The sequence below is a fragment of the Shinella granuli genome, from assembly GCF_004341885.1.
Lineage (GTDB): Bacteria > Pseudomonadota > Alphaproteobacteria > Rhizobiales > Rhizobiaceae > Shinella > Shinella granuli.
On record NZ_SLVX01000055.1, the window covers coordinates 1 to 11,808 of the forward strand.

An 11,808-nucleotide genomic window follows, 5' to 3' on the forward strand; every position below is an offset into this window, starting at 1 on the left:
GCCGAAAAAGCAACGACATCCACGGTTAAACCAACCTGAATTCCGGATACGTTCTTAAAAGTCGGACAGATTCTCCACTTTCGTGTCGTGACGCCGTATCGGCGGAAAGAAGAAGGACGAATTTCGGAAACAACGGCGCTGCAAAGGTCGCCGTGATCTTGCCAACGACGAAGCCGATCAGCCCGAGCACGATTGCCTGCTGCAGGATCATGGATGCGATCGTGCGATTGCGGGTACCGATCAGCTTCAGCACAGCGATCTCGCGTATCTTGTCCATTGTCAGTGTGTAGATGATGAAGGCGACGATCGCTGCGCTGACAACGGCCAGGATCGCGAGGAACATGCCGATCTGCTTGGCCGAGGTGGCGATCAGCTTACCGACCAGAATCTCCTCCATCTGCGGGCGGGTGTAGACCGTCAGTCGCTTCCACCTCGCGATGTCTGTCGCGATCCGGTCCTGGTCGTATCCCGGTTTGGTGCGCACCAGAACGGCGTTTACATAAGGGTTGCTGTTTTGCGAGGCGATGATGGCGTCCAGCAAGCCGGGAACGCCCGGCCGATTGAACTCGGGATTCTCGCTAGTGCGCCGGCGCTGACGGACAATGGAGTCGTTGTCCTTGAGGAATTGCGCTTCCTGCGCGTCCTTCAGCGGGATGAAGACCATCGGGTCGCCGCCCGACGACACCGTCCGTCGCGTCAAACCCACAACGGTAAAATGGTTCCTTCGGACAACGATCCTGTCTCCCAGAGAAAAACCAGTGGCGACATCGGCAACCGCCTCGTAGTGGCTGCGCGTGATGTGCCGCCCGGCGACAAGGAAGGGCGGTCGGCCAGGTGTCGCCATGTCCCCTGGCGCAACGCCCACCACCATGGATCGCACGTCGGAGGTTCCTTTGCGGACCTGCATTGTAAGATAAGTCACGTTGGCGGCTCGCTCGACACCGGGGATCGCCAGGATCATGCGGTAAATGTCATCGTTGATGCTCGAGGACTCGGCGTATGGACCGAGCGTGTTCTGCTGGACAACCCACATATCGGCGCCACTATTGTCGAGCAGCACCTTGCCGTCATCGACCATCCCCCGATAGACGCCTGCCATGGTGAAGGTCACACCGATCAGCAGACCCAGACCGACACCCGTGAAGACAAACTTCCCCCAGGAATGCAAAATGTCGCGTCCGGCAAGACTGATCATTTGAGGAGCTCCGCCGGATTGTCAGCGACACGAATGCGGCTCGTGCTGAGCAATTTCGAGGCGCTGTAGACGACAATCTCGTCGCCAATTTTCAGACCCTTCGTGATCTGCACGGTTCCTTCCAGGTCGGCAGCCCCCAGTTGGACAACCGTAAACCGGATCTTCCCACCTTCGATCTTCCAGACACCCAACTTGCCGCCGAGGTTCTGGACCGCGGCATTCGGAATGGTCGGCGAGGCGGCGATCTCGGGCAGGGCGACCGATACTTCGGCCAACTCGCCAATTGAGGGCAGCGGCACGGGAAGCGTGTCGAAGTTCACCTTTGCAAGATTTTCTTCCGTCACCGCATCCGCAAGGACTTCCACCCGCGCAACGCTTCCCGGTAATCCCTCGCCGGCGCGTGAGCGCAGCGCGATCGTGGCGGGCAAATCCTGCCGCAAGCCCGTGGCGGCAATCTGATCGAACCTGGCATTGATCCAGAGATTTTTTGGATCAATCATTTCCACGACCGATTGGCCTGCGACCACGGTCGTTCCCGGTTCTGCTTTTCTTGCGGAAACGACACCGTCTACCGGCGCAAGCAGAACCAGGTTCTCCCGCTGCTTGACCAGACCGTCACGGTCGGCGCGGTTACGATGGAGATCCTGCTGCGAAGCGAGAAGATTGGACTGAGCGGCCGAGAGAGCGGCCTGCGCCACCTCGCTCTCTTGCCGCTTCGTTTCGACTGCGACCTCACTCACGGCGCGGGTCTTCCAGAGTTCTTCATACCGCTTCGCCTGAGCAAGTGCGTAATCCTTGCGCGTCCTGGTATCGACCACCTGCGCTTCGGCGACTTTGATCGACGCTTCCGCTCGGCCGATCGCCGCTTCAAGTGCCGCGATGCGGGCATCAAGGTCTACCGGGTCCATTTCGGCCAGGGTCTGGCCGGATCGGACCTGATCACCCACATCAACAAGAATCCTGCCGATACGTCCCGCGCTGGTGGGGCCGATCTTGTAGGAGAAACGCGCTTCGACAGTGCCAATGCCGAACAACGCCGGTGAAATCGAACGGGCCTCGACGACGGCAGTCGTAACGGACACCGGCGCGAGAGGGCCGGAGCGCAGGACCACATAGCCAAACAAGGCCGCGGTCACAGCTCCAACGCCAATGAGCAACAGTGTGCGGCGCTGCAATGAAGGCAGTTTCATCGACCTGCCTCCAGGCAAATCTGCGTCATTGAATGATCTGCGATGGGGGTGACGCGCCTCGCTGACGTCGTCTTGATCGAGCGAACGGGAGATTTCGTCGCCGAGGAATGCCGATCGATCATCTCGGCACCTCGACAGCGCGCCGATACAACGCAAAAACACCTGGGGCGATTGCACGTATCTGCGCAACATCGCCAACTAGCAGGGATTGCATGACAAGACCCTGGATCGCCCCGATGAAGAGCGCTACGGCGGCCTTGTCATCCAGCGTGTCGGCGAATTCACCCTGCTCCTTGCCGTCCGCGATGAGCCGCCCGAGACGCTCGCCGTAGCGTTGGATCAAAGTATGCGCCATTCGCTTGGCAAGGGTCTGCTCCGCGCGCTGCAGTTCGCCGAACAGCATCCTGGGCACACCGGGATGTTCCATGATGAACTCGATATGCGCGAAGAATGCCGCTTCCAGTGCGTCAATCGGAGAGGACGTCGCGGACGTGGCCTTGTCGATGCGCGCCAGAAGGCGCTCCGCTACCCACTCCATAACCGCCTGAAGAATGGCGTCCTTCGATGGGAAGTGCCTGAACAAGGCGCCTTGTGTCACACCCATGCGCTGCGCGATCGCTCCGGTCGTAATGTCCGCAGGGTTTTGTTCGGCCGCCAGATCGATGACGGTCTCGACGGTCACCCTGCGTCGTTCCGGAGCTGAGAGGTTGGTCGAGCGCGGCATCAGCGGTTACCCCAAAGATAGTAATTAATTACTATCTTACAATTTAGACCATTTTTCAAGAGGCTATGCAAGCGCCGATCATTTCAGCGCCACATAGATCGCCGGAATGACGAGCACCGTGAGAAGCGTCGAGGAGACGAGACCGAACAGCAGCGCGATGGCGAGCCCCTGGAAAATCGGGTCGGTCAGGATCACGCCCGCGCCGATCATCGCGGCGAGCGCGGTCAGCAGGATCGGCTTGAAGCGGACGGAGCCGGCCTCAAGCAGTACATCGACCATTGGCCTGCCCTGCCCCCCGGAATGGCGGATGAAATCCACCAGCAGGATCGAATTGCGCACGATGATGCCGGCAAGCGCGATGAACCCGATCATCGAGGTTGCCGTGAACGGCGCCGCGAACAGCCAATGCCCGAGCATGATGCCGATGAAGGTGAGCGGGATCGGCGTCAGGATGACCAGCGGAAGCTTGAACGAGCCGAACTGCGCGACCACAAGGATATAGATGCCGAGGATCGCCACCATGAACGCCGCGCCCATGTCGCGGAAAGTAACCCAAGTCACCTCCCACTCGCCATCCCAGAGCAGGATCGGGCGGGTTTCGTCATCGGGCTGACCGTGGAGCGCGATCACCGGCTTCGGAACATTGCCCCAATCCGCCTTGGAAATCGCATCGTTCACGGCGAGCATGCCGTAGATCGGCGCTTCGTAAGCGCCGGCAAGCTCTGCCATGACCATCTCCGCCGCCCGGCCATTGTGCCGGAAGACAGGATACGATGCCGGCTGCTCGGAGACCGACACGACGTCGCCGAGTTCGACGACACCAAGGCCCGCCGGCAGCGCGTTGGCCGGGACCGGCGTGGTGAGCGCGCGTTCGTCGATCACCTTCTCACCCTTCGGCAGGGCGATGCGGATCGGGATCGGCTGACGGCCGCCGCCGCGATGCGAATAGCCGACCGTGGTGCCGCCATAGAGATAACGCAACGTGTCATAGACGTCGGACTGCTCGACCCGATAATAATCGAGATTGTCCTGGTCGATCGCGACACGCATACGCTGCGGCTGATTGTGGTAGCTGTCGTCGACGTCGACGATGAAGGGCACGCTCTTGAAGGCCTCGCGAACCTTTCCGGCGACGGCACGGCGCGTCTCGGCGTCCGGTCCGTATATCTCAGCCAGCAGCGTCCCCAGCACAGGCGGGCCAGGCGGCGGTTCCACCACTTTCGCCACTGTTCCCTGCGGCAGCGCAAGGCCCTCGAGGCGCTTGCGAATATCAAGGGCGATCGCATGGCTCGCGCGGCCGCGCGAGCCTTTGGGCAGAAGGTTGACGACGATATCGCCCTGCTGCGGTTCGGCGCGCAGATAATAGTGCCGCACCAATCCATTGAAGTCGAAAGGTGACGCTGTTCCGGCATAGGTCTGGAAGGATACGATCTCCGGCATGTCGCCCAGCCGCTCCACCATTTGCTGCAATGTCCGGTCCGTATCCTCGACCGAAGAGCCCTTGGGCAGGTCGACGATCACTTGAAGGTTGGTCTTGTTGTCGAAGGGCAGCAGCTTGACGGTGACGTGCTTGGTGTAGAGAAGGCCAAGCGACGCGATCGTGGCCATGCCGACGACCAGCAGGAACGCCCAGGCCCGGGCGCGGCTCCGCAGGACAGGCCGCGCGACCATCGCGTAATTTCTGCCGAGACGCCCTCCATCGGCCGCGGCATGAGCGTGTCCGCGCACTGCCTCCTTCCGGCCGAGCTTCATCATCAGCCAGGGCGTAAGGATCACCGCGACGAAGAAAGAGAACAGCATCGCTGCCGAGGCGTTCGCCGGGATCGGGCTCATATAGGGTCCCATCATCCCCGACACGAACAACATCGGAAGGAGCGCAGCCACGACGGTCAGCGTGGCGACGATGGTCGGGTTGCCGACCTCGGCAACGGCGTCGACAGCGGCCGCGCTGCGCGATCGGCCGTCCTGCATGGCCCAGTGGCGGGCGATGTTCTCGATGACGACGATGGCGTCGTCGACCAGGATGCCGATCGAAAAGATCAGGGCGAACAGGCTGACACGGTTCAGCGTATAGCCCATGAGCCAGGACGCGAAGAGCGTGAGCAGGATGGTGATCGGAATGACGACCGCGACCACCATCGCCTCGCGCAAGCCGATGGCAATGGCGACCAGGAAGACGATCGAGACGGTTGCGAGCCCAAGATGGAACAGGAGCTCGTTCGCCTTCTCGTTGGCGGTCTCGCCGTAATCGCGCGTGACCGTCATCTCGACATCCTTCGGAAAGATCTGGCCGCGGGTCTGCTCCAGACGCTTTACGATATCATCGGCAATGACCACGGCATTGGTGCCTGGCCTCTTGGCGATCGCAAGAGAAACCGCCGGAACCCTTTGCAGCCCATCTGCTGTCGAACGGACATCGGTGACACGGGCCTCCGCCGGCGAGGTGGCAAGGACCGTTTTTGCGACATCGCGCACATAGACGGGCCTGCCGTCGCGCGCGGTGAGAAGGATGTTGCCAATTTCGGAGAGCTCCTGCAGCGTCTGCCCGGCAACAATCGCGCGCTGCTGGCCGCCTTCGCGCACCGTGCCGACGCGGAAGGAACGGTTTGCCCCCTCGATCTTGGCGGCGAGTTGCTGAAGGGTGATGCCATAGAGCGAGAGCTTTTCCGGATCTGGCTCGACCTCGAACTGCTCGGGCTGCTCGCCAGCGATATAGGTGAGGCCGATATCAGGCAGCTTGGCGACCTCGACCTGCAGCTCGCGCGCCAGCCTTGTCAGCCCGTTGGCGGTCCAGTGCCCGGCGCTCTTCTGTGTTGGCCGCAGCGTAACGACGACGATCGCCACATCGTCGATCCCGCGTCCTACGATCAGCGGATCGGGAATGCCGACGGGGATGCGGTCCATGTTCGCCCGGACCTTCTCATGCACCCGCAGGATCGCGGCATCGGCATTGGTGCCGACCTTAAACCGCGCCGTGACGAGCGCACCATCATCCTCGGTCTGGGAATAGACGTGTTCGACGCCGTCGATCGCTTTGACGATGGTCTCGAGCGGTTCGGTTACGAGCTTGACCGCATCCTCGGTCTTCAAGCCGTTCGCCTGTACGCGGATATCGACCATCGGCACCGAGATCTGCGGCTCCTCCTCGCGCGGCAACGATACCAGTGCAACCAGCCCCAGGACGAAGGCGGCCAGCAAGAAGAGCGGCGTTAGCGGCGAGCCGATGAAGGCACGGGTCAAGCCACCGGCCAGACCGAGATTAAGTCTTGGCGGCGTCATGGCAGTACGATCCGATCGCCGTCATGAAGGCCGGTGAGGATTTCGATGCGGGGCTGGCCGTTATCTTCGAAACGCTCGCCGATGATGACAGCCACATCGATCGCGCCCCCTATTCCAGCGACACGTACGTAGTCGATCCCATGCAGCGTCCGCACCGCTTCCGGCGGCACAGCAAGCACGGAGCGCTTGCCCACCGGGATCGATACGAGGGTCCTCTCATTGACGAAATAATCGCCGATGCCGGCGACCTCGACATCGGCGGTGACACGTCCATCGACGATTTCTGGGTAGACCTTGACGATCCGACCCGGAAGCCTCGTTTCGGATTGATCCGGCGACCGTTTCAGGCCGCGCTCGCCGACTGTGACATTTGCTCCCTGCACGATATCGGCCGCATGGCGCTCCGGCAGAGAAAGACGCAGATAGTAGGGGCCGGGAGCAATGCGCGCGATCTCCTCGCCCGGCAGGACGACCGAGCCGAGCGTCACCGGCACGGTCAGGACACGGCCTGTGGCAGGCGCGACAACGGTGCCTTCCCGAGTGCTTTGTTCGATAACGGTCTTGTCGGCCCGAGCCGCCACCACCTGATTGGTCGCCACCTCGAACTGCATTCTGGCCTGATCGAGGCTGGCTTGCGTACCGGCGCCGCTTGCCCTCAATTGCTGCGCCCGCTCGAGTTGCAATTTGGTATTGTCGAGTTGGGAACTGAGAGCATCGATTTTGGCCTGGGCGGCGTCGAGTTGGAGCGAGAGCTTGTCATCGACGATGACAGCGATGGCGTCGCCTTCCTTGACCTCGTCCCCCTGGCTGACGCGCAGTTCGCGCACCGAGCCGCCGGTGCGAACCCGCGCCGGCAGCACGATACGGCTCTCGACCTGCCCGAACACAGCCTTCATGTTCGGAACAGTCGTCGTTTTCACGATGAAGTCGGCTGCGTATGCGCCATGGCTCGTAAAAGCCACGAGCAGGGCGAGCATTGCCGCGCGAGGGTAAGGGGTCGGACGATACATGAAGGGATTGCTTCCAAAGAAGACCGGCGTTCCACGCGACGGTCGTTAAAAAGAAAACCTGACGGCTATTTGAACGCGACACCCGCCGGACAGCCGAGCTTCCTGAACAGGATCGCCGCAGGGCAAAACCCGGTGAGCGACGATTGGATCAGATTGAAACCGACGAAGACGTTCAGCAGATACCACCATGGTGAGACATAGAAGCCGAGCGCGAGGGACAGCAGGACCATGCAGCCGGCAAACATCAATACGGCGCGATCGATCGTCATTTTGAATACTCCAGTGTGTTTGAAACCGAGGGGTGTGACCTACTCGGCGGTTTCGATGCGGATATCCTTCAGCTTCCCGACGCCCAGCATGTTGAGCACGAGATTTTCGTAGAACGTGTCGGCCTTACCCTGCCGCACCTTGAGCAGGAAGTATTTCTCAAACCCGATCTTGGCGGCATGGACCCATTTGCCGCGTGACGCCCAGTTCACGTTGCGCGGGGGAATTTGCGGCTGCGCGACGAAGGCAATGCCATCATCGCCAAAATCGGCGAGACAGACCGCGTTCCAGGTCGCGACGGCCCTTGGCTCCTCACCCTTCAGCAGAGCGGCAATATTTTCGGCCGTCGCTGTCACCATGGATTCGATCATGAAGCCGGTCTTCGGCACGCCGACCGCGAGCGGGCTCTTGCCGACCGGCGGAATGGCAACGCAGACCCCGATGCCGAAGACATTCGGGAAAGCCGGATTGCGCTGGTGCTTGTCTATGACGACGAAACCGCGCGGATTGGTCAGCCCTTCTATACCAGCGATCGCCGGCACACCGCGGAAGGCCGGCAGCATCATCGAGAAGGCGAAGGGCAGTTCGTGGGTTGCCTTGACGGTGCCATCGTCGTGGACCTCTTCGGCGATCAGCTTGCCAGGCTCGACCGTCGTCGTCCGGGCTTTGGTGATCCACTTGATATGACGTTCGCGCAAGGCGCTTTCGAGCAGCCCCTTGGTGTCGCCAACGCCATCAAGCCCGAGATGGCCGATATAGGGCTCGGGCGTGACGAAGGTTATCGGAACCTGATCCCGCACCCGCGCATTGCGCAGCGCCGTGTCGAGGATGAAGGCATACTCGTAGGCCGGACCGTAGCAGGAGGCGCCTTGCACAGCTCCAACGACGATGGGACCGGGCCGTTTCACCAGTGCATCGAATGCGGTCTTCGCTTGGGTCGCATGGCCGATCTGGCAGATGGATTGGGTATGAGCATCGGGTCCCAGGCCCGGCACCTCATCGAAGGCAAGGGCGGGGCCGGTAGCAATGATCAGGAAGTCATAATCGAGAAGGGAGCCGTCATTGAGTTCGACGCGGTTTTGCGCGGGCTGGACCCGACGTGCTCCCTCGGGCCTGAGTGCGATTCCATGCTGCTTCAGAACGGGAACGAGATCGACGGTTATGTCCTGCGGCTGCCGCCAGCCAACCGCGACCCATGGATTGGAAGGAACGAAGGAATAGCTGGAGCCGAGATTGACGACGGTCAGGCGATCTTCACGCCGGAGCTTGCGTTTCATCTCATAGGCCATGATGATTCCACCGAGGCCTGCGCCGAGAATGACAATATGAGTCATGGCTTTCGCTCCGCTGTTTCTATGATGGGTCTGCCCACTTCTGGTTGCCGGAGGCCATTCAATTCAGACGCTTCCAGGCTTTATGGCTTGCATCTAACATTCAAAGGTTTTAAATTCAAGAGTATGAATGTAGAGGAAATGATACCGGCCGCCGAAAAGGCCGCCGAATTGATGCGCAGTCTGTCGCACCCCCAGCGGCTGCTCGTTCTGTGCGCGCTGGTCGATGGTGAACGATCGGTCGCCGAACTGCGACAAGGACTGGCAATCGAACAAGTGCCGATGTCGCAACAACTTATGCGGTTGAGAGCGGACGGGCTGGTCGAGGCGCGGCGCGAGGGAACGACTGTCTATTACTCGATTGTCCGACCGGAAATCCTGACTGTCGTGCAGGCTTTGCACGACGCGTTCTGCCCGCCGAACAGAGGCAAGTAGCCGCGAAACGGTCGTGCGAATGGAGGAAATGATGGTGGAGCAGCGAACGGCAACCCAGTTCGAGAAAAGCGATCCCGGCACGCCGGATCGACCATCCTTCCTTCCAGACCTTCGACGCATTTGCCTTGCGCTGCCGAACAAGGATGAAGCTGCGGCTTTCCTGAAACTACTCGCAAACGACAAGCGCTTGAGAGCTGGCTCGGGAAATCTGCACAGCGGGGATAAGTGGAGTTTCTGCCTGACTTCGGCTTAGATGCCGGGAACAGGAGAGACTATGACGAGACGACCGCGCCGGAACCATAGCCCGGCTTTCAAGGCGAAGGTGGCACTTGCCGCCATCCGAGGTGAGCAGACGCTGGTGGAGTTGTCCCAGCAGTTCGATGTGCACGCCAACCAGATCAAGCAATGGAAAGACCAGCTCCTTGAGGGGGCGACAGGTGTGTTCGGCGATGAAACGAAAGCGGAGCCGTCGGGTCCGACCATCGATGTCAAAACGCTGCATGCCGATTCCGATGAAGCCGCCCCTTTGTTCCGAGATGATTGCGCCCCCGGATTCCGGGATGATCTCGCCCCCTGTTTCAGCGGGGTCTGCGGGCAGTGATTGTTGTCAGTTCGTTCAATTCCGGTGTCAAGCTTTTCGAGGCAGATTTCGACGTAGGCTTTCTCCGCTGAGCTCGATGCGGTGGGCGTTGTGTACGAGGCGATCCAGGATGGCGTCGGCGTAGGTGGGGTCCCCAATGACGCCATGCCAGGCGGATACGGGGAGCTGGCTGGTAATGATCGTCGATCGGCGGCCGTAGCGGTCCTCAAGGATTTCCAAAAGATCGTGACGGGCCTGTTCGTTGAGCGGCTCAAGACCCCAGTCGTCCAGGATCAGGACCTGAACATGGCCCAGGGTGCGTTGCAGCCTGGCGTATCTGCCGTCACCGCGGGCGAGCGCGAGCTGGGCAAAGAGCCGAGGGACACGCTGATAGAGAACGGAACGGTCGTCGCGGCAAGCCTTATGGCCGAGGGCACATGCCAACCAGCTCTTTCCGACGCCTGAGGGGCCGCAGATAGCGAGATTGTCGTGAGCGCCGATCCAGTCACCACCGAGCAGCTTCATGAAGAGCGCACGGTCAAGGCCGCGTTCGGCGCGATAATCGACATCCTCCGGAGTAGCCTGGTGGCGGAGCTTGGCGAATCTGAGGCGCGCGGCAAGCTTGCGGTCATAACGAGAACTCCATTCCCGCTCGAGCAGCAGTCCAAGCCATTCAGCATGCGAGAGATGTTCGGCTTCGCCGTTGGCGACGAGTTCGCCGAAGGCCTTTGCCATGCCGGCCAGGCCCATGGCGTTCAGTCTATCAAGTGTCGGATGAGCAAGCATTTTCCTTCTCCTTAGTGGTAGTAGCGAGGTCCGCGGATGTTTTCGTGGTGGATGGGTTCACGCGACGCGGCTCCTTTTGAGTCCGCTGTCCGGTCGAGGTGATTGTCGAGGATGGAGCGCACCGAACCATAGGTCCGGGCCCCGATCTCCAGCGCCCGGGCGCAGGCGGCATTGACCCTGTCGCGGCCAAAGCTTCTGCCGAGACGGATAATCCCGAGGCAGGCGCGAAAGCCCTGCTCGGGATGCGGCCGATCGGCAAGGATGCGATCGCACAACAGGCCGACATCCGACCCCATGGCAGAGGCTTCGCGCCGAATGCGTTCAATCGTCCAGTCGGCAAAACGACGATGCGCCGAGGGCATATGATCGGGGATGGTCGTGTGCTTGCCGTTACCGCTCGCGCGGCGGTGAGCGGCAATCCGCTCGCCCTTGTGGAATATCTCGATCGTATTGGCCGTGATGCGCGCCTCGACCTGCTCGCGGGCAAAGCGATAGGGAACGGAATAATAATGCCGTTCGATCTCGACGTGGTAATCCAGCCCGGCACGCCGGATACGCCATTCGGCGAAGACATAGCGCTCGACAGGCAAAGGCCGCAAAGCCGGACGATCAAGCTCTTCGAACAGTTGGCGGCGGGTAACGCCAACCCGGCGCAGGACACGCTTGTCGTTGAGGTCGTAAAGCAATTCGGCGATCGCCGCATTCACCTCGGCCAGGCTGTAGAAGACCCGATGGCGAAGGCGACCCAGCAACCAACGCTCAACGATACGAACCGCGGCCTCCACTTTTGCCTTGTCGCGCGGCCGCCGCGGCCGTGTCGGAAGAACAGCGCTCCCATAGTGCGCCGCCATTGCGCTATAGGTCCTGTTGACCTGGGGATCGAAGTGGCATGCCTTGATGATCGCCACCTTGGCATTGTCGGGAACCAGCAAGGCTGGCGCAGCACCAAAGAACTCCAGCGCCTGAATATGGCATTCGATCCAGTCGGGTAGTGTCTCTGTCCAGCGCGCC

Annotated in this window: 10 protein-coding genes and 1 pseudogene; 2 read left to right on the forward strand and 9 right to left on the reverse strand. The window is 61.0% G+C overall.

Annotated features, from left to right (window positions below):
• Positions 1-25: 25 nt before the first annotated feature.
• The 7 genes from EV665_RS31160 to EV665_RS31190 all read right to left on the reverse strand — a co-directional run bounded on the left by EV665_RS31160 (position 26) and on the right by EV665_RS31190 (position 8,999).
• Positions 26-1,195 carry an ABC transporter permease gene (locus EV665_RS31160; RefSeq protein WP_245507896.1) on the reverse strand — a complete coding sequence of 390 codons (1,170 nt, stop codon included), beginning with the start codon at positions 1,193-1,195 and terminating at the stop codon, positions 26-28.
• Complete coding sequence (locus EV665_RS31165; RefSeq protein ID WP_023513025.1) at positions 1,192-2,385, reverse strand: efflux RND transporter periplasmic adaptor subunit; 1,194 nt, start codon at positions 2,383-2,385, stop codon at positions 1,192-1,194. The genes EV665_RS31160 and EV665_RS31165 overlap by 4 nt, the downstream gene beginning before the upstream one ends.
• A gap of 118 nt (positions 2,386-2,503) precedes the next feature.
• Complete coding sequence (locus EV665_RS31170; protein WP_425376507.1) at positions 2,504-3,067, reverse strand: TetR/AcrR family transcriptional regulator; 564 nt, start codon at positions 3,065-3,067, stop codon at positions 2,504-2,506.
• Between the two features lie 120 nt (positions 3,068-3,187).
• Positions 3,188-6,388, reverse strand: coding sequence for an efflux RND transporter permease subunit (locus tag EV665_RS31175; RefSeq protein WP_133037149.1), 3,201 nt, complete (start codon positions 6,386-6,388; stop codon positions 3,188-3,190).
• Entirely contained in the window at positions 6,385-7,398 is a 1,014-nt protein-coding gene (locus EV665_RS31180; protein WP_210234715.1) for an efflux RND transporter periplasmic adaptor subunit, read from the reverse strand. The genes EV665_RS31175 and EV665_RS31180 overlap by 4 nt, the downstream gene beginning before the upstream one ends.
• A 65-nt stretch (positions 7,399-7,463) precedes the next feature.
• Positions 7,464-7,667 (reverse strand): YgaP family membrane protein, encoded by a 204-nt coding sequence (locus tag EV665_RS31185; RefSeq protein ID WP_050746441.1) that lies wholly within the window; start codon positions 7,665-7,667, stop codon positions 7,464-7,466.
• A gap of 39 nt (positions 7,668-7,706) precedes the next feature.
• The gene (locus tag EV665_RS31190; protein ID WP_133037150.1) at positions 7,707-8,999 is read right to left on the reverse strand and encodes an NAD(P)/FAD-dependent oxidoreductase; all 1,293 of its coding nucleotides are present in this window, start codon (positions 8,997-8,999) and stop codon (positions 7,707-7,709) included.
• A 171-nt stretch (positions 9,000-9,170) separates the two neighbouring features.
• Here EV665_RS31190 and EV665_RS31195 point away from each other — a divergent pair, with 171 nt between their 5' ends.
• On the forward strand, positions 9,171-9,431 hold the full coding sequence (locus tag EV665_RS31195; RefSeq protein ID WP_325074614.1) for an ArsR/SmtB family transcription factor: 261 nt from the start codon (positions 9,171-9,173) through the stop codon (positions 9,429-9,431).
• 274 nt (positions 9,432-9,705) lie between these two features.
• Positions 9,706-9,948: pseudogene (locus EV665_RS31200) on the forward strand (transposase); the annotation flags it as partial.
• 111 nt (positions 9,949-10,059) lie between these two features.
• Here the strand turns inward: EV665_RS31200 and istB are convergent.
• Together istB and istA are read right to left on the reverse strand one after the other, a co-directional pair.
• On the reverse strand, positions 10,060-10,797 hold the full coding sequence (gene istB, locus EV665_RS31205) for an IS21-like element helper ATPase IstB (protein ID WP_069456397.1): 738 nt from the start codon (positions 10,795-10,797) through the stop codon (positions 10,060-10,062).
• 11 nt (positions 10,798-10,808) lie between these two features.
• Positions 10,809-11,808, reverse strand: a 1,000-nt coding sequence (gene istA / locus EV665_RS31210) for an IS21 family transposase (protein WP_133037152.1), incomplete at its 5' end; no start/stop codon positions are given.